Source organism: Allorhizobium sp. nf9_anc (assembly GCF_056323085.1).
On record NZ_JBWHZM010000004.1, the window covers coordinates 40,790 to 58,150 of the forward strand.

A 17,361-nucleotide genomic window follows, 5' to 3' on the forward strand; every position below is an offset into this window, starting at 1 on the left:
CTTGTAACTTCATCTCGCTCCGCTCAATCAGCCACGGTGTGACGAATGCCGCAGACGCTGCAGCCAATTTGCCGATGCTTTCAGTCGATTGCTGGGATGGAGAAAGGCTCAGTTTTATCGATCTCGGGATGACATCATTTTTCCATCAAGCTAGTACTAGCTACGCAGATTGATCCTGGAGGAGCGAACGGTGAACAAGACATCAGACCGCAGCTTGAACCCCAGCGCTGTCAAGCGTGCACGACAGAATGTGCAAACCCGGCCATGGCAATTGCTGATCCAGAACAACGGCGCGCAGCCCATATCCTTCAGTGAGCAGACAGTATCAGCGCTGACGCGTATACTGGACCTTCTCCCCCACCTGGACGGCCTGACACTTAAGACAGAATCGGGCGACGTTCATGTCAGCCGCGATTTTAGCGGCGACACAACCGGTGCGGTCGACAGCCATATCGCAACCATCCTGACGGCGGATCCAAACATCCGCGGCATTGTGTTTTCAGGATCGGGTAAGAGTAGCGAACACGTCGCAACCCGCGATGACCCGCACTACCTGCCCGCGGGAAAGGAGTTTGCGATCGTCAGAGACGCGCTAAAGGCCGGTCTTATCGACAGCGGTGAAGCGCTGCGCAAAACCAAAGCAATTTATAAGAAGGACTAGGTGATGGCTCGCAAATCCATCGAAGAACGCCTCGCTCAGCTTGATGCACAGCGATCTGCTCTCAAGGCAAGGCTCTCCAAGCAGGAGCGCGCCAACGATACACGTCGCAAGGTTCTCCTCGGCGCCCTCGTCCTGCATCGGTTGGAGAACGCCAACGACCCGGAGTTTAGTGCGCGCCTGGCAGACTGGCTGCGCCGCGAGCTGCCGGGCTTTCTCACCCGAGACAATGACAAGGTCTTGTTCGATGACATCCTGAAGTAACCGCCAGGCGCATTTTGCGCCCACAAAGCCAAATTCAGGCCAAAAAGTTGATTGAAGAATTCGGCTTCTGCAAAAAGGAGTTGCACTCTCGCTGATTGCGTAGCTCTGGATTTAAGGAGCACGGCCGATGAGATTATTCAGAGCCTACAGGGTAATCCTCCCCGTTTTAACGGGGTTCAGCGGTAGAATTCACGCAGCCATTTTCATTTTCTGAGCGGGTGTGATGCCGCCAATGCCCATGTTGGGCCGTTCGTGGTTATATGTCCAAAGCCATTCCGTGGCGATCTCTTGCACCTCCGTTATGCTGTCAAAAATATACAGATCGAGCCATTCATGCCGAACAGTTCGGTTGTAGCGCTCGACATAGGCGTTCTGCTGAGGCTTGCCGGGCTGGATGTAGTTCAATGCGATCCCTTGCTTCTCTGCCCACTCGACCAGCTTCGAACTGACGTATTCGGGGCCGTTATCGACCCTGATCGCCAGCGGCTTGCCCCGCCATTCGATGATCTGGTTGAGGCTGCGCACGACCCGTTCGGCAGGCAGTGAGAAGTCAACCTCGATCCCCAGTCCCTCTCGGTTGAAGTCGTCCAAAACGTTCAGAAGCCTGAACTGGCGACCGTCCGCCAGGCGATCCGCCATGAAGTCCATCGACCAGACCACGTTCGGCGCATCGGGCACCGCCAGTTCCTCGGGCTTCTCGCGCTTCAGCCGCCGCCGAGGCTTGATCCTCAGGTTCAGCTCAAGCTCCCGGTAGATACGGTAGACTCGTTTGTGGTTCCAGCGATAGCCTTGGACGTTGCGCATATGCAGGAAGCATAGACCGAAGCCCCAGGTCTTCTTCATCTTCACGAGCCCAAGCAGCAGATCGGCGATCTCATCGTTATCGGCATTGCGCTTTGGGCTATACCGAAAACAGGTCTCACTGACGCCAAATGTTCTGCATGCCAGCGCGATGCTCACACCGTGTTGCGCCACTGCTTTCTCGGCCAGCTCTCGGCGCTGAGATGGCCGCCTCATTTTTTTCCGAGAGCCTCCTTCAGCAGATCGGCCTGCATGCTCAAATCGGCATACATCCGCTTCAATCGGCGGTTCTCGTCCTCAAGAGCCTTCATCTGGCTCATCATTGAGGCATCCATGCCCCCATATTTTGCTCGCCATTTGTAGAAACTGGCGCTGCTGATGCCGTGCTCCCGGCAAAGCTCAGGGACGGGGACACCGCCTTCGGCTTGGCGCAAAACAGCCATGATCTGGGCTTCGGTAAATCGGCTCTTCTTCATCAAAATCTCCTCGAGCATCTTGCCGAGAAAATTCTACTTTTGAAGCCCCTTATTCCCGGGGAGGATTACCACAGCACCATGGCGCGTCTCGCTTTCGCCAATCCCGGTTGGGCGATTTCGGCAGCCTTGGCAAAGGCTTTCACGCCGACAGGTCTTAAGGTGCTGCTCGGCTATCTTGGTCTCGTGATCATCGGCGGATTTTGGCTGAGCCTAAAAGCGCGGGAGCTCGGTTTCGAACCGCAGTCGCTCTCCTGGAGCATCCTGAACATTGTCTTCACGCTGAGCATTCCGCTGGGCCTGCTGCTCTTGTGTGCCCCTCTTGTCCTCATGCACTTCGGCGACATCCAAACCGATACCCACGGCTCAGCGCGCTTCGCCACCGACAAGGAAGTCTCCCCTCTTGTCCAGACAGACAATGGGCTCCTGATCGGACGGGATGCAAAGACAGGCAAGATGCTGCGCTATGCCGGTCCAAGCCATCTTCTCACCATGGCCCCGACACGCACCGGCAAAGGCGTGGGCACAATCATTCCGAACTTGCTGACGGCCGACCGCTCGATTGTCTGTATCGACCCGAAGGGCGAGAATGCAAAGATCGCGAGCCGTGCCCGGGAGAGGTTTGGACCGGTTCATGTCCTTGATCCCTTCGGCGTGACAGGTATCCGCTCGTCAGCATTCAATCCGCTCGACACGCTGGACCCAGATGGCCTGGATGTCGCCGAAGATGCCAGCACGCTTGCCGATGCACTGGTCGTCGATGATCCGGGCATGACCGGAGAGGCGCATTGGAACGAAGAAGCCAAAGCGCTGATCTCAGGCCTGATCCTAAAGATCGTTGCAGTCGAACCCGCAGCACGACGCCACTTAGGCACGCTGCGTGAGTATCTGACCCTAGCTCCTGAGCGCTTTGCCGCCTTGCTCAAAGAGATGCAAGATATGAGCGATGCTGGCGGATTGATCGCGAGGGCAGCGAACCGCCACCTGGGCAAGTCCGATCGCGAAGCGGCAGGCGTTCTATCGGCCGCCCAGCGACACACCCATTTCCTTGACAGTCCTCGCATGAACCGCGTGCTCGATGAGAGCTATTTCTCATTTGCCGATCTCAAGCGTCGCAACTCCACGGTGTTCCTCGTCCTGCCGCCCGATCGCCTTTCGACCTATTCCCGTTGGCTCCGTCTGCTTGTGACCCAAAGCCTCCTCGATATGGCGCGCACCCCGGAGAAGCCAGACAGACCCGTCCTTTACCTTCTCGATGAGTTTGCAGCGCTCGGCTACCTGGCACACGTTGAGCGGGCCATGGGTCTCATGGCAGGATACGGCGTGCAACTCTGGCCCATCCTGCAGGACGTTCACCAGCTGCGATCCACTTACGGGCAAAAGGCCGGGACATTCCTGTCAAATGCAGGTGTCCTTCAGGTATTCGGCGTCAACGATCACGACAGTGCGCGGCTCGTCTCAGATCTCCTCGGACATGAGACCGTGGTGTTCCGAACGATGGCGCACGCAGTGGATTCTGAGCAGTCCGGAATTACCTACAGCCAGCACCATACCGCCCGCCCACTGCTGACCTCGGATGAAATTCGAACGCTGCCATCTCATGTGCAGTTGCTATTCCTGGCGGGAAGACGTCCGATCGTCGCGCACAAGCTAAGATACTACTCGGATGCGGAATTCCAGGGAACATTCGACATCGGATCATAAACGCGACAATCAGCCGGGCCCGGGTGTTGCCGTCGTATTCCATCAGGATGAGCATGCCCGGTACTACCCGCAGCTCTGCCATGGAGGATCCTCCATCCGCAACAACCCTATGAGGATTTTGCACCTGCGACGAACAGGAGAAAGTTATGTTTCGCTATCTCGCACGTCATCATGATCGCAAACACATCAAGCGGTCACTCCAACGTCAGGAACGAATCAGCAAAAGCGCTATCGGTTTCGCGCATGACACCTCCCTGGCATTCGCGGTCAATGAGCCAGTTGTAAAAGATGGCGATCACGATTTGGCCGTCACGACGCTCCGCGAAACCGAAGCGTTTTACACACCCCTCTTGCCGGCTGAACCGATCTACCAAGATGCACACCGAGTCATTTTTGAATCGGACATCAAGACATCTGACGAGAAAAACAACGTCTTTGAGTGCGTTGTGACCGAGAGCGGAGCAAAAGACCATGCGCTTGTCGTGTTTCATCATTGGTACTCACGCAACCGCTATCCAGCGTTCTCCAGATATTTCGCCAAGAGGGGTATGACTGTCGTCGAGGCCACCTTGCCGTATCATTTCAGCCGGGGCTCGAACGATTGTTCGGAAGAACAATTTTTCAATGCCAGCATAGGCCGAACTGTTCGATCCATGAGGCAGGCGGTGTTGGATGGCCGAAAAATTGTCCGCTGGCTGAAAGGTCAGAGGTACCGCACGATTTCCGTCGTAGGCATGTGTTTAGGTGGCACAGTTGCTGGGTTGGTGGCAGCTCAAGAAGAGAAAGTCGATAAGGCCGTCTTGATGGTAACACCGCCAAGCCCTGCTGACCTGATTTGGACTTCAGAGACTATGCAACGTCTAAAAGGGCGGATTGAACCCTCCATGTCACTTGAAGATTTGAAGAGGGCGTGGACCCTAATTAATCTCGACACGCATACTTTCTGGCTCTCGCGTCCTGAGCTAGAATTGCTGTTCGTGCTGGGAAAGCGTGATACGATTGCGCGCCCAGAGAGGGCGCACCACCTGATACACGACTTGACTGGCTTACGCGGAAGGCCACCAGAGCTTCTTCAGCTCAATTGTGGACACTCCTCCATTGGGATGTTCCCCTACAACATCATCGCAGCCCGGAAGGTGCTGAGATTTTTGATGGAGATACCGACCCTGAGGGAGCTTTGGGAAGTCCGAAATTTTCGCATCGATCGCAGCGGAGTGTGAGCCCGCCTCAAGTGGCAGTTGGCAGCATTGTAGCGCCATGGTTGTTGAATGACAGTGCCATTTTGGAACTAGATGTGCGTGATATCCGCCCTAGGCGGACTTGGTGACTGAGGGAATACCGACGGTGCGAAATCTATCCGACTATATCAAATCAATGGAACTGGTTGAGACTACAGATCCAGATTTCCAGAGACCCTTGTACCGCAAGGAGGGATTTGACGGCATAGCCAGCTTCGGCGAGATCGACGCAAAACTCTCCGCATTCCTACAGTCCGAACGCTTGAAAACTGGTCTGACCCAGAGTGATTTCGCGACCCTGGCTGGTCTCGCTCGAGTGGTCTACAGCCGCTACGAACTGAACATTTCGCGACTGACCGTCTCTCGAATGATTCACCTTTCCGAGCTCCTCGGGTTCCTGCCGATGCAGATGATTCATGCCGCAGCACCTCATCTCTACGGTAAAAATCCTGAAGAGGCCGATGATCGGGTTGAACTCTTCAGACTCATTCATGACCTCCCGCATGACACCATACGCAGTTTGATCGGTATAGTTGGCCAACTGACGCCTAAGGATGTTCTTGAAGCTCGGCAAAAAGCGGAAGCGGAGGCCGAAGCACAAGCTGAGGCCGAACGCCAACGACTTACTAGAAAAGCGGCGAGAGTCAGCAGGAAAGGCCGTCCTCCTGGCCGGCCACCAGGTCGAAAATCATCCAAGGTCGATACCCCGACAGACGATTGAAGAACGGAAAGGGCAGTCAAGTGATGGCCATTTAGGAACGCGTCGTCCCTCACCCCGTTTTCCGATCGCTGTTCGCATTTGCACGCATCAGCGACATCAGCATCGGTCCCAGTCCGAACTCCCCTCCACTCGCCCGGCGCGTGAGATCGCGGAGATATCCACCTGCCGAATTGATATGCCCTGCCCTCTCCAAGATTGCAGCCATGGCAACCGCCGCGTTCTCCGGCCCCATCACCTCGCAAGCCTCCTGGTAAGCCGACGGGCTAACACCAAGAATTGATCGTACCACCACCGCGGCGCCCATCAGCTCGCGCCAATGGGAGATCGTCCCCCCGGGCCCGTAGTCCGAAATCTGCGGGCAGGCTTTCAGGACCATCGACAGCGGGAACGCCTTCATCTGTTCCGGCTTTGCCAACGGCTGAGCAACCGCTTTGGGTGCTACTTCCAGCTCGACGGCCCCGCCCTGCTCTTTTCCAGAGCTAGGTTCAAGTTCATAGATGGATTCGGGTTTTGAATTCTGTATGTGGCAGCCATTTTGAACAGCATTGCCGTCCATATTTTGAGAATCTAACTGATTTTCCAGAAGGTTGAGGATTTCGGTGCGCAAAAGCTGCATCTCGTCGAGGATTGCCTCCACCTGGCGACGGTCAGGATTGCGGGGAAGTCGGCTGACAATGCCGACATACATGTCTTCGATGGCTTCCCAGTCGCCGTCAGCCCCCTCCTCCATCGCGGCGGAAATTAGCTTGCGTACATCACGCCGGCAGATAGTCAGCGCCTCTTTAGTTCGTCTGAACTGCAGGCGCTCGGCAGCGACTTCCTGTGCCAGTGCTGCAAGTTCCGCAGCGCGAGCCAAAAGTGGAGAAAGATCGAATCCAAAGGCCTGCTCGATGTCGCCACCCTTGTCGCGGTGAGCGTAGCGCTTGCCGTTCGGACTATCCTTGCGCTGGATGAGCCCGGCTTCGACCAAGGCAGCCAAATGCCGCCGCAAGGTCGTCCCAGTGATGCCGTGCGCTCTGACAGAAAGCTGGGCGTTCGAAGGGAAGACCACCAATCCACTATCGCAGTTGAGCTCGCTTTCCGGATAAAACGTCAGCAATGCGTCCAGCACAGTCAGCGCCCTGTCCTGGAGGCCAAGGCGTTCACGGGCCTCACAGGCGTCGCGAAACACTTTCCATTTTTCGACTGGGCGGTTTGGTTTCGTCTCGGACGTCTGAAGCTGTCTCTTCACGAGAGCAAGCACCGCCGGCCGCCGCCCAAAAGGCGTCGTCACATTTCCCGTCTGCATATTCCTTCACCTTTCTTCAGGCAAAAGAAATCCGCTCACCAAAACGATGCCAAAGACTCTTGACTGGGATTCATGGAAATGCGATTCTCATTCTTGCTTAGGGAATACGAGAAGGGCTTCCACGACTTCGGTCGTTTGGGGGCCTTTTTCTTTTTGCCGATTACTCTCCTTGTTGATCCAATTTGTTCCGGTAGGCTTGGTACAAGTCTCCCAGGCTGTCAGCGATGAAATCGCCGAAGCCCGCGGCATACCGCGCTTTTAGGGCGAAGGTGTAAGTTTTTGCGTCCGCCTTGATATAGGCTGACACGGCCTTGTCTTCTGACGACCACTTCTGGGTCCTAATCGCTTTAGGACTGCCCTGCTTCCCGACTGCCTTTAAGAAAGCCAGTAGTGCATTGAAACGGTCGTCGCCGCCATTTGCTTTGAAGTCGCCGGTCTCAATGAAGCTCAGTGCTTTCTCAAGAGTCGATGGACGCTCTAACAGGTTCTTGAGTTCGTACCAGCGATCCCTCCCTATGCCCTTGGCAGCACCGACGGCATCAAGCACCAGTTTGGGAATGGTCGAGACGGCCAGCATCTTCGAGAGCGTTGCCCGGTCTATAGACAGGGCGGAAAGCACAATCGCGTTGTCGCCATCGAACTGACGACGGGCAATCTCCGCAGCGAAGATTGCCTTCTCGATAAACGACAGGTTCGCCCGTGCGGAGTTCTCTTGACCCTGGGCGACGAGGTGATCGCTGTCTTTAAGGTCTTTGACGACTGCACGCACTTTTCGTTCGAGCGCCTTGGCCGCACGAAGGCGTCTGTGCCCGAATACCACCATATACCGCCCCGTGGCTGACGGGTGCGGCCTCACCAGGATAGGAGTGTCCTGCCCGCGATCTCGGATTGCTGACAGGAGCTCGTCGAAATCTGCCGGGTCGTCTTCGAGGCGGTCCCGAATGAACGAATCGTCGATGATAGCGGGATCGAGCTCGACAACAGTCTCTCCTTCTAGAAAGCGATCTGCCTGCGCGGCCATCTCGTCTAGAGAATGGATAAGCGACTTCGAGGCCCCCTTGTTCGTATATTCGAGGATAGCCTTGGAGTTATCCGGCGCTTCCTCGCTCATGACGTTCATAAATGGGTTCTTCCGCGCCATCTTCTTATCCTCGGATCGTTAAGCGGTTGATTCGATGAAGAACCTTCTGAATTTTGACGGCGGTCAACACCTTACATTCTCCCCCATGCTCGATGGATGAGGCCCTGAATTTCGAAATTCACGGCATCCATACACTCGATGGCGCGGTCGTAGGTCCCACGGGTAAAGTTAGATCGTTCTAGCTCGTAAAGACTCCGCTTGGTCAATCCGGCGTCAGAGATCGCAGTCGTCTTTACCATCGGCGTCTTCAGGATTTCCTCGGCGAGCATTGATTGCATGAAGCCAAGCATTTGAACCTGAGGCACGTCTTGCGGCTCAAAACGGGTGATCAGGTAGCGTAGCCAATCAAGCCTTACGTCAGCACCAGCCGCCTTGATGGTCTTCGTGATGTTGCCGAGCATCAGCAAGAACTGGCTCATGGACATCAGATCCAGCATTTGTGGGTGGACGGTAATCAGAACCGATGTTGAGGCAGTGAGGGCAGTCAACGACAGATATCCTAGCTGCGGCGGACAATCGATGATCACAACATCGTAACGATCATCGACGCCCATGAGGGCCTTGCCAAGTCGAGTGAAAAACCGCTTGCCCTCGCTGCCGGCCTGCATCGCGAGCGGGGTATCGTATTCGTACTCCTGCAGCTCAAGATTCGCCGGGATGATATCGAGGCCAGGGAAATTGGTTGGTAAGATCACATCCGCAATCGGCTTCCGCTCGTCGTATCGGATCGTATCGTAGAGCGACGGGTTTTGATCGAGTTCGGGCTGAAAGCCATGCAGAGCCGAAAGCGAAGCCTGCGGATCGAGGTCGATGGCAAGAACTCGATGGCCCGTAAGCGCAAGATGCTGGGCTAGGTGGGCAGCAGTCGTCGTTTTGCCGCTACCGCCCTTGAAGTTCACTACGGCAATAACTTGAAGCTTGTCGCCCGGCTTGCGCTGTGGGAGGTATCTCTTGGCTTCGCTCTTCCCGGTTTCCGCGAGGTACTGCCGCAGCTCCAACATCTGCTCGGCTGTGTAGTACTTCCTATTCCCCGACATTGTGGTCGGGACCGGTCCCTTCCCGTCCAAATAAAGCCGTTTCAAATTGCTTGGCGTAACGCCGAGGTAGTGGGCAACCTCGCCCACAGAAAACTGCCGCAAGGTTTTCTTCGCGCTCGGCGGGAAATTCTCCAGCCGCAGCTGGTTAAGCCTGCGAGAGATTTCCGCACCTTGCATCAGTATCTTGTCGTCCAGTTCGAACGAGGGAAGTGAGAACGCGTTCATAGAGTCGTTGACCATTCTGTCGGTAAAATTACCGAAACTGAGGATATGCCGTCATTATCCCCGATTCTCTGATTCCAGCAAGGAAAATTAAGTTAACAAAACCTTAAGGCCCACGAGGGGTAAAAGGCCCTATGTTTCGGCGACGCGCGAACAGCGAGCGAAGCCTTGAGCCATCGATTGACTGCCGTCAAAACTCAAAATTCTGTAGTGGCGACAAGAAGTTAAGCACTATAGATGCTACCTACCCGCGCACGGGCTCACGTGTTATTGTTTAAACCAACAATTTTGGTTCGGTTCTCTTACAAACCCCATCGACCCAAACTGACGCCACGCGTCGTATATATAGGTGCGCCACCTCGTGAGGGAATCATCCAGCGGATAGTCTTTCACCGGCTACCTTTTCAGCCTCATCCGATCCCATCCCCAACACTGCCAATTCGTTTCCCGCGCGTTCCCGCGCTAGTGTATTTAGCCGGACTGGCGATACCCAGCCAGTCATCTCAGGTATTGGCGAAATGTTGGACAGAGGCGGGTGAATAGTGCGAGAGGGAGGACGCTAACGCCTCATATCGGCGATCTGTGTCAGATATGCCGGAGTAGGGCAGGCTGTCAGCACTTTGTTCTCCCAGATGTCGTATTTCATAGCTGCGGCAAGTTGATCGGCACGGGTAAGGCCGTTCAAGTTCGTGATCATGCTTGACTTCCACGGCTTTGACATTGGCGGCGGTTCAAACGCCCGGTGATCGAGGAGATCGACTTGCCTCTATTCCAGCAGATATTCCCTACGGTCGCTGGGATCGCCAAGAAGACTGCCGCCCATGGTCGGTGTTTGCTGTTCCATTCGATGAGCGCAGCGGAATATGCCGCCGTTAGCACCGACTTCGTTGACATCGCGGCCGTTTGATAGGGCAGGGGAGTTCCGGCATTGAGAACCTTGCCATCTGTTCCAAATCTTTTGAGTGGCGCAGCCCGGCCAGAGTATAGGGCCGAACACCCCCTCCTGCTCGATCTGCCAGGTTTCACTGCTACAGTAGACTGAGCGAGAAGAGAGCCCTAGGGGAGGGGCGGGCTCCCATCGAGCGACCCGCGCCAGCTGGATTGGCAAGGATCGCAGTCGTCTGAACGGCGACTAGGCCGGCTCTTCAGAACTAGCCCCGTAAAAGCACTAAAAATGCTGTCAGCGCACCGAAGGTAGGCTTCCTCCAGTCGGCGACACTGCCGCCGAACATGGCTGCGTAGCGGCCGGAAAACTCCATGACTGTAAAAATCTGCTCATTCATGTGTGGATCCTCTGTTTTCCGGGGCTGGTCAAGCGTCGCTGTCGCCGCTTATCGATTTCAAGACACGACTTGCCGCATAGCGTCCGGCCGCGTTCAAGTTGCGCTGCCATGCCCCTTGCGACGGGGACCAGCGGAACCCGTGAGATTTCAGGGTGCGCCGCGTCTGTTCGTCCGGCTTGCCGGGAAACAGCAACTGAATGCGGGCCATGTCAGTGTTTTCCTTGACCGTGACGGCTCCTGCCTCCGTCTCGACGTCCTCCGCGCGGTCGCCGCGCTTCTTCATCGCAGCAAGCGAAGCGAGGCGGGATTGCATACGGCGCACCTCGGCGCGGGTGTTGGTGGTGGAAAAGCCCCGTCGGTTCTGCCAAGGGGCAAGGGTAACGCCACGCGATGCCCTCTCCTCGTCCATTCCGGTTTCTGCTACCACGCGGGCGAGAATGTCGGCTTCGCTCGCCTGATCCTTCTCCATCCGGCGAATGATGACATTCGCCCGTTTCATCCGGTCGATGGACAGTGCCAGGTCTTCGATCCGCGAGGCGATGCGCTGCATGGCGGCCGGATCGCCTGAGCGGATCGGCTCGTCATCGGCCCCATTGGGAAACGCCTTGCGTTTCACCGCCTTTTTCGCGGTCGCGATATGAGCCGAGATGTCAGCACGGCGGGCGTCTGATACTCGCATCCGCTTTTCGTTGCGGGCGACGGGAAAGCGGGCAGGACCGGTGATAAACCAGTTCATACAACGGCCTTCCGCTGCCCAATACTTGGCGGTGATCTCGACATGACGGCGGGCAAACGCCTCTAGTTCAGCGTCCGGCAGGGGCAGTTTTGCTTGCTCCCACAGCTCCACCATGTAGGCAGCAAAGTCGTTGAGGCGCTCTGCCAGCCCCTCCAGTTCGGACAGGGTGCGCCGCTCCGGAAAATGAGTAAGGGCATGGAAGCTATGTTCGATGTCCTTCACCGCGATGGTCGCGGCAAAGGTTCCGGCCAGAATGGACAGGGTGCGGTCCTCGACAACAGCGATGATCATCGGACTACCCCCGCCATGACGGTTGGCTGAGTGCGGGTGATGCGAGTCTGGAATCCGATTAAAGCGCCGCCTAGAATGACCCCATTGGGGGAGTGCTCGTCTGCGTTGGCAAAGACCGGATCAAGAACCGGCTTGCAGACGTTCAGGCGGGCCGCTGCTTCCTCAATGCTGATCTGCGGCGGTAGAACATGCGAGCCATCCAGGCTGGCAAGAACGATCTTTCCAGCCAATGGCTGCGGGTAGCCGTCAAAGACAATGAAGGCGGCCAAGCCGTCGCGCAAACCCTCCTCATCGACGATAAGAACGTGGTTCGTGTCGAATGGCACCACCTCGACAAGCTGGCATCCAATCAGCCCGTAGGTCTGAGAGAACGCGCTCGGTGCTGCGACCTCTGCGGCTTGAATGGTCCCGGCTTCCGGGTCCAGCAGGTAAACGGTTGCGGTTGTGGTCATAGTTCTCACCCTTTCTCCATTTCCGCGAAGCGGTCTTCTCATGCCCCTCGTGGGCAGGAGCCCCGCTCCTGTTCCCGAGTTCGCGCGGAGCAGCGGGGGAGAGGGTGGCAAGGGGATAAAAACGGAGGGGGTTTGCCCGCCCGAGGCAAAGCCGAAGGGGCGTCGTGTCAGCGGCGATCCTGCACGAAAGCGCGGCCTTAAGGCTGCGCGAACGAAGGACGGGGAGACCGTTTTTTCCCCTTGTGAGGGAGAGGGGCAGCGCTCCTCTTTCCCTCATCGAAGAGACAGACAGGACGCCTCTGGCGTCACTGCTTCATCCTGACCTAGACCGGGTAAACCGGTCTGATGCTGATGACTGTGAAGAGAAGTAGGGGAGGGGAAAAGGCCGCCCCGATACATTCAGGGCGGCCTCCGCAGGCACATGACAGAAAAGTGGTCTGCCCCCTGAAAAGTGGTCCTTTTTGAAGTATGGCTTATGAGCCGAAGAAGGACATTGAAATGGCAGTGAAAAGACACAAGGCGGAAGAGATCGTCACAAAGCTTCGTCAGGTTGACGTGCTGAATGCGCAGGGCAAATCGATGACGGAGGCGATCCGGTCGATAGGCGTGACGGAAGTTACATATTACCGCTGGCGGGCAGAATACGGTGGCCTGAAGAGCGATCAGGTGAAGCGTCTGAAGGAATTGGAGACCGAGAACGCTCGCCTCCGCCGGGCAGTTTCTGATCTGACCTTGGACAAGATGATCCTTGCGGAGGCCGCCAGGGGAAACTTCTAAGCCCCGCCCGCCGCCGCGCCTGTGTGGACCATGTCACTGCAGAACTGGGCGTGTCAGAACGACGGGCATGCCGGGTTCTCGGCCAACATCGTTCCACACAGCGCAAGATCGCAAAGAGCCCTGATGACGAAGCGGCATTGACTGCCGACATCACGGCGCTCGCCCTCCAATATGGCCGCTATGGCTATCGCCGCATCACCGCGATGCTGCACCAGGCGGGTTGGATCGTGAACGTCAAGCGGGTCGAGCGGATATGGCGGCGTGAGGGGCTGAAGGTTCCATCCAAGCAACCCAAGCGCGGGCGGCTCTGGCTAAACGACAGCTCGTGTATCCGGCTTCGACCGGAATACCCCAACCATGTCTGGTCCTACGATTTTGTCGAGGACCGGACCCACAGTGGAAAGAAAATCCGCATGCTAAACGTGATCGACGAGTTCACGCGAGAATGCATCGCCATCAGGGTCGAGAGAAGGCTGAAGGCTGTCGACGTGATCGATGTGCTCTCCGATCTCTTCATCCTACGCGGCATTCCTGCGCATATTCGTTCCGATAACGGCCCTGAGTTCATCGCCAAGGCTTTGAGGGAGTGGATTACGCTGGTCGGTGCCAAGACGGCCTACATCATGCCGGGCAGCCCGTGGGAAAACGGCTATTGCGAGAGCTTCAATTCCAAGCTCAGGGATGAGCTGCTCAACGGAGAAATCTTCTACACGCTCAAGGAGGCGAAGATCATTATCGAGGGTTGGCGGAGGCACTACAACACCGTTCGTCCGCACTCGTCACTGAACTACAAGCCACCCGCACCTGAAGCCACCGTGTGGCCGCGCCAGAACGGACCTGCTTCAACGCCAGCAGTGGCGGCCAGACCAAGCATGCACTAACATTAAACCCGGATCACCCAATGGGGGGGTAATCCTCCCCGGGAATAAGGGGCTTCAAAAGTAGAATTTTCTCGGCAAGATGCTCGAGGAGATTTTGATGAAGAAGAGCCGATTTACCGAAGCCCAGATCATGGCTGTTTTGCGCCAAGCCGAAGGCGGTGTCCCCGTCCCTGAGCTTTGCCGGGAGCACGGCATCAGCAGCGCCAGTTTCTACAAATGGCGAGCAAAATATGGGGGCATGGATGCCTCAATGATGAGCCAGATGAAGGCTCTTGAGGACGAGAACCGCCGATTGAAGCGGATGTATGCCGATTTGAGCATGCAGGCCGATCTGCTGAAGGAGGCTCTCGGAAAAAAATGAGGCGGCCATCTCAGCGCCGAGAGCTGGCCGAGAAAGCAGTGGCGCAACACGGTGTGAGCATCGCGCTGGCATGCAGAACATTTGGCGTCAGTGAGACCTGTTTTCGGTATAGCCCAAAGCGCAATGCCGATAACGATGAGATCGCCGATCTGCTGCTTGGGCTCGTGAAGATGAAGAAGACCTGGGGCTTCGGTCTATGCTTCCTGCATATGCGCAACGTCCAAGGCTATCGCTGGAACCACAAACGAGTCTACCGTATCTACCGGGAGCTTGAGCTGAACCTGAGGATCAAGCCTCGGCGGCGGCTGAAGCGCGAGAAGCCCGAGGAACTGGCGGTGCCCGATGCGCCGAACGTGGTCTGGTCGATGGACTTCATGGCGGATCGCCTGGCGGACGGTCGCCAGTTCAGGCTTCTGAACGTTTTGGACGACTTCAACCGAGAGGGACTGGGGATCGAGGTTGACTTCTCACTGCCTGCCGAACGGGTCGTGCGCAGCCTCAACCAGATCATCGAATGGCGGGGCAAGCCGCTGGCGATCAGGGTCGATAACGGCCCCGAATACGTCAGTTCGAAGCTGGTCGAGTGGGCAGAGAAGCAAGGGATCGCATTGAACTACATCCAGCCCGGCAAGCCTCAGCAGAACGCCTATGTCGAGCGCTACAACCGAACTGTTCGGCATGAATGGCTCGATCTGTATATTTTTGACAGCATAACGGAGGTGCAAGAGATCGCCACGGAATGGCTTTGGACATATAACCACGAACGGCCCAACATGGGCATTGGCGGCATCACACCCGCTCAGAAAATGAAAATGGCTGCGTGAATTCTACCGCTGAACCCCGTTAAAACGGGGAGGATTACCGGGGCAGGCCAGGAGTCGGCAGATCGTAATCGAGCCATGAACTTTGCAGTAATCGATGTCGCACCAGGCCGCATCCACCGGCTCGTAGACGGAATACATCAGGTCGTGTTTTTCTACCTTTACCCGGCATCTGGTATCACTGCCGATGTCAATCTAGTCATCACCAGCTGCCATTCGCGCGAGGTGGCGTTCAGCCGCATCAAGCGGCGTTTCAACATCCACACTCTTCTGCGCAAATGCTTGTATGAAGCGAAGCGAATTCCCTGAAAGAAAAAGGCTCCAGCAGAGCAGGAGCCTTTTGAAAGGAATGCGGGTGTGCCTTACCGTGGTGTACCGGCCTCGAGGGCGCACATGCTGACGGCGACTACCGAAGTAGAAGCCCCGCTGTCCGTAGCTGAATATTTATATATCACCCACCGAGGTGTATTTCAAGGCGGGCGGAGGGTGGCCATGATATTCCTGAATACATCATCAGGCGATGTAACGAGAGGTCGCTGCAGAAGCTGGCTGAAGCTCTCGGTGCGCGGACGAGGGCCTGCTGATAGACAGAAATACCTCCCAGTCCTTGCGTCAGCTGTTCCCCTCTGGAGGCTTTGACCTTCACACCTTAAGGGCCGCGGCTACCGCAGGCCCTTTTCTTTTTAGGCAACTTGTCCGTTCCAGGCGGCTACCCTGACAAGGGCGGCTGATGTCCAGTTTGCCATGCTCTTTTTCTAGCATCTCACGCAATGCGCGGAAATCTCTCCAAATCGAAGCGAGAAAGGGAGCGCTGGCGACCGGGAGATTTATAACCCGCTCCAGCTTCCTCGTCAGGGCGGCGCTCGCCCGCTTCAAATGTGCTGAGGCAAGAGGATCCTCACAGATTGAGGTCGTGATGACGTGTATTTGCCTCACTGAACGGACGGCCTTCACGCTCTTGAGATACTCAGAATAGCTTTGTCCCATAGATCGCTCCGTGCCGGCCCGGTAGGTAACGCAAAGCCTCGCTCTTTTCACCGGGCGAACGGCCCCTATGGTTAAGCAAAAGTTGCCGCCTGCTGCACTAGATCAGCCGCAGGTGGCCCGGGTGACCAGACCCGTCGCCGGATCAGTCTCGATCGTCACCCGATCCTCTCTGAAGTCCTGAGTCATCATATCGCCGGGTTGAATCTGGCGAATGGTCTCCGCGCCGGTCAGCTGCATCGCCTCTGCGTCTGTCGGTTTTTTCTTGCCGACCAGTCCTTGTGCGGCTTCCGCTTTGCACGAACCTGCTGCCGGGGATGAAGCTCCATTCGCGCTGCAGCCAGATGAGGCCAAAGCGATACAGGCTGCGACCATAGGGAATGAATAGAACGGCGACTTCATCGTGAATCTCCTTGCTCTGAAGCTCCTACAAGGAGTTCAGGATTGGCTTTTTCGTGTCGCTGCCATCATAGCGAGACGAGTTCACGTCGCGGCCGACACGGTAAAACTCAAGCTGGCTGTGGATCTGGTTCTCAAGAAGAAAGGCTTTCGCTTCAGCACCCTGAACAGAGGCATCCAACCAGGTCTCATAGGCAGATGGATCCAGCATGACGGGCATTCGCGTATGAATGTGAGCGATGTGATCGACGGCCGGCGCGGTGATGATCGTGCAGCTGGTGACGCCCAGCTTGTCGTTGTGCGCCCATAGCCCGGCAAAGGAGAAGGGTTTGCCTTCCGGGAGCTGCAACAGCCAAGGGTCCTTCCTCCCGTCCTCCTCACAGGTCGTCCACTCGAAATAGCCGTCGGCCGGGATGAGGCAGCGCTTCGACTTGAAGGGCTCTCGGAAGGCCCCTGACGTATCGACGGTCTCGATTCTCGCGTTAAACATCGCCGCCTTCGGCAGTTCTTTCGCGAAGAACGGCACGAGCCACCATCGCCCATAGTCAATTTTTAGCGTACCAGCTTGGTCCTTATGCGCGAAGTAGACGCTCTGCGTCGGCGCGATATTGTAGCGCGGCGGCATGTTTGACGGAGGGGGCGTGTTGTCGTGGATGCTGTAGAGGGCATGAATCTCGGCCCAAGTCATGGTGTTCGTGAAGCGTCCGCACATGCGAATGGTCCTTGCTACTCACTTTGAAACCGCGGGCTCAGATGGACTGGCAGTCAAAATACCCATTTTTCTAACATTGCGGTCAAGGTACGGATCTCAATTCTGGAGTACTCGAGG

At 56.5% G+C, this 17,361-nt stretch carries 17 protein-coding genes; 8 read left to right on the plus strand and 9 right to left on the minus strand.

The window, feature by feature from the left end:
* Window positions 1-190: 190 nt before the first annotated feature.
* Both AC02Y0_RS24605 and AC02Y0_RS24610 read left to right on the plus strand, forming a co-directional pair.
* On the plus strand, window positions 191-661 hold the full coding sequence (locus tag AC02Y0_RS24605; RefSeq protein WP_476384639.1) for a hypothetical protein: 471 nt from the start codon (window positions 191-193) through the stop codon (window positions 659-661).
* A gap of 3 nt (window positions 662-664) precedes the next feature.
* On the plus strand, window positions 665-922 hold the full coding sequence (locus tag AC02Y0_RS24610) for a mobilization protein (protein WP_148169298.1): 258 nt from the start codon (window positions 665-667) through the stop codon (window positions 920-922).
* Window positions 923-1,111: 189 nt separating this feature from the next.
* Here the strand turns inward: AC02Y0_RS24610 and AC02Y0_RS24615 are convergent.
* A protein-coding gene (locus AC02Y0_RS24615; RefSeq protein ID WP_476382890.1) for an IS3 family transposase occupies window positions 1,112-2,199 on the minus strand; the annotation gives its coding sequence in 2 pieces (ribosomal slippage) (window positions 1,112-1,938 and window positions 1,938-2,199; 1,089 coding nt in all).
* A 78-nt stretch (window positions 2,200-2,277) separates the two neighbouring features.
* Between AC02Y0_RS24615 and AC02Y0_RS24620 the strand changes: the two genes are divergently transcribed.
* The 3 genes from AC02Y0_RS24620 to AC02Y0_RS24630 all read left to right on the plus strand — a co-directional run bounded on the left by AC02Y0_RS24620 (window position 2,278) and on the right by AC02Y0_RS24630 (window position 5,859).
* Window positions 2,278-3,900 (plus strand): type IV secretory system conjugative DNA transfer family protein, encoded by a 1,623-nt coding sequence (locus AC02Y0_RS24620; RefSeq protein WP_476384675.1) that lies wholly within the window; start codon window positions 2,278-2,280, stop codon window positions 3,898-3,900.
* Between the two features lie 146 nt (window positions 3,901-4,046).
* Window positions 4,047-5,120 carry an RcgR family putative quorum lactone hydrolase gene (locus AC02Y0_RS24625; protein ID WP_476384640.1) on the plus strand — a complete coding sequence of 358 codons (1,074 nt, stop codon included), beginning with the start codon at window positions 4,047-4,049 and terminating at the stop codon, window positions 5,118-5,120.
* 103 nt (window positions 5,121-5,223) lie between these two features.
* Window positions 5,224-5,859, plus strand: a complete 636-nt coding sequence (locus AC02Y0_RS24630; RefSeq protein WP_476384641.1) for a helix-turn-helix domain-containing protein — start codon at window positions 5,224-5,226, stop codon at window positions 5,857-5,859.
* Between the two features lie 49 nt (window positions 5,860-5,908).
* Here the strand turns inward: AC02Y0_RS24630 and repC are convergent, their stop codons facing one another.
* From repC to AC02Y0_RS24660, 6 genes are all read right to left on the minus strand, one after another.
* On the minus strand, window positions 5,909-7,147 hold the full coding sequence (gene repC, locus AC02Y0_RS24635; RefSeq protein WP_476384642.1) for a plasmid replication protein RepC: 1,239 nt from the start codon (window positions 7,145-7,147) through the stop codon (window positions 5,909-5,911).
* Between the two features lie 160 nt (window positions 7,148-7,307).
* Window positions 7,308-8,288 carry a plasmid partitioning protein RepB gene (gene repB, locus AC02Y0_RS24640; protein WP_476384643.1) on the minus strand — a complete coding sequence of 327 codons (981 nt, stop codon included), beginning with the start codon at window positions 8,286-8,288 and terminating at the stop codon, window positions 7,308-7,310.
* 71 nt (window positions 8,289-8,359) lie between these two features.
* Window positions 8,360-9,550, minus strand: coding sequence for a plasmid partitioning protein RepA (repA, locus tag AC02Y0_RS24645; RefSeq protein ID WP_476384644.1), 1,191 nt, complete (start codon window positions 9,548-9,550; stop codon window positions 8,360-8,362).
* Between the two features lie 1,148 nt (window positions 9,551-10,698).
* The gene (locus AC02Y0_RS24650) at window positions 10,699-10,830 is read right to left on the minus strand and encodes a hypothetical protein (RefSeq protein WP_476384645.1); all 132 of its coding nucleotides are present in this window, start codon (window positions 10,828-10,830) and stop codon (window positions 10,699-10,701) included.
* A 28-nt stretch (window positions 10,831-10,858) separates the two neighbouring features.
* Window positions 10,859-11,788 (minus strand): hypothetical protein, encoded by a 930-nt coding sequence (locus AC02Y0_RS24655; RefSeq protein ID WP_476384646.1) that lies wholly within the window; start codon window positions 11,786-11,788, stop codon window positions 10,859-10,861.
* Window positions 11,789-11,853: 65 nt separating this feature from the next.
* Window positions 11,854-12,309 (minus strand): DUF3846 domain-containing protein, encoded by a 456-nt coding sequence (locus AC02Y0_RS24660; RefSeq protein ID WP_476384647.1) that lies wholly within the window; start codon window positions 12,307-12,309, stop codon window positions 11,854-11,856.
* Window positions 12,310-12,807: 498 nt separating this feature from the next.
* Between AC02Y0_RS24660 and AC02Y0_RS24665 the strand changes: the two genes are divergently transcribed.
* From AC02Y0_RS24665 to AC02Y0_RS24675, 3 genes are all read left to right on the plus strand, one after another.
* A protein-coding gene (locus AC02Y0_RS24665) for an IS3 family transposase (protein ID WP_476384513.1) occupies window positions 12,808-13,967 on the plus strand; the annotation gives its coding sequence in 2 pieces (ribosomal slippage) (window positions 12,808-13,072 and window positions 13,072-13,967; 1,161 coding nt in all).
* A gap of 97 nt (window positions 13,968-14,064) precedes the next feature.
* Window positions 14,065-15,152 (plus strand): IS3 family transposase gene (locus AC02Y0_RS24670; RefSeq protein WP_476382890.1). Its coding sequence is split into 2 segments (ribosomal slippage): window positions 14,065-14,326 and window positions 14,326-15,152, totalling 1,089 coding nucleotides; the frame shifts between segments, so codons are not numbered across the junction.
* A gap of 75 nt (window positions 15,153-15,227) precedes the next feature.
* Complete coding sequence (locus AC02Y0_RS24675) at window positions 15,228-15,458, plus strand: hypothetical protein (protein ID WP_476384648.1); 231 nt, start codon at window positions 15,228-15,230, stop codon at window positions 15,456-15,458.
* A 780-nt stretch (window positions 15,459-16,238) separates the two neighbouring features.
* Here the strand turns inward: AC02Y0_RS24675 and AC02Y0_RS24680 are convergent.
* Both AC02Y0_RS24680 and AC02Y0_RS24685 read right to left on the minus strand, forming a co-directional pair.
* Complete coding sequence (locus AC02Y0_RS24680; RefSeq protein ID WP_476384649.1) at window positions 16,239-16,535, minus strand: I78 family peptidase inhibitor; 297 nt, start codon at window positions 16,533-16,535, stop codon at window positions 16,239-16,241.
* A gap of 25 nt (window positions 16,536-16,560) precedes the next feature.
* The gene (locus AC02Y0_RS24685; RefSeq protein ID WP_476384650.1) at window positions 16,561-17,244 is read right to left on the minus strand and encodes an SOS response-associated peptidase; all 684 of its coding nucleotides are present in this window, start codon (window positions 17,242-17,244) and stop codon (window positions 16,561-16,563) included.
* Between the last annotated feature and the right edge of the window lie 117 nt (window positions 17,245-17,361).

Bases quoted from the DNA above. Each gene is read 5' to 3' on its own strand.
- AC02Y0_RS24610 (WP_148169298.1), top strand. From the start codon at position 665: ATGGCTCGCAAATCCATCGAAGAACGCCTCGCTCAGCTTGATGCACAG.
- AC02Y0_RS24620 (WP_476384675.1), top strand. From the start codon at position 2,278: ATGGCGCGTCTCGCTTTCGCCAATCCCGGTTGGGCGATTTCGGCAGCC.
- AC02Y0_RS24625 (WP_476384640.1), top strand. From the start codon at position 4,047: ATGTTTCGCTATCTCGCACGTCATCATGATCGCAAACACATCAAGCGG.
- repC (WP_476384642.1), bottom strand. From the start codon at position 7,147: ATGCAGACGGGAAATGTGACGACGCCTTTTGGGCGGCGGCCGGCGGTG.
- repB (WP_476384643.1), bottom strand. From the start codon at position 8,288: ATGGCGCGGAAGAACCCATTTATGAACGTCATGAGCGAGGAAGCGCCG.
- repA (WP_476384644.1), bottom strand. From the start codon at position 9,550: ATGAACGCGTTCTCACTTCCCTCGTTCGAACTGGACGACAAGATACTG.
- AC02Y0_RS24650 (WP_476384645.1), bottom strand. From the start codon at position 10,830: ATGAATGAGCAGATTTTTACAGTCATGGAGTTTTCCGGCCGCTACGCA.
- AC02Y0_RS24660 (WP_476384647.1), bottom strand. From the start codon at position 12,309: ATGACCACAACCGCAACCGTTTACCTGCTGGACCCGGAAGCCGGGACC.
- AC02Y0_RS24675 (WP_476384648.1), top strand. From the start codon at position 15,228: ATGAACTTTGCAGTAATCGATGTCGCACCAGGCCGCATCCACCGGCTC.
- AC02Y0_RS24680 (WP_476384649.1), bottom strand. From the start codon at position 16,535: ATGAAGTCGCCGTTCTATTCATTCCCTATGGTCGCAGCCTGTATCGCT.
- AC02Y0_RS24685 (WP_476384650.1), bottom strand. From the start codon at position 17,244: ATGTGCGGACGCTTCACGAACACCATGACTTGGGCCGAGATTCATGCC.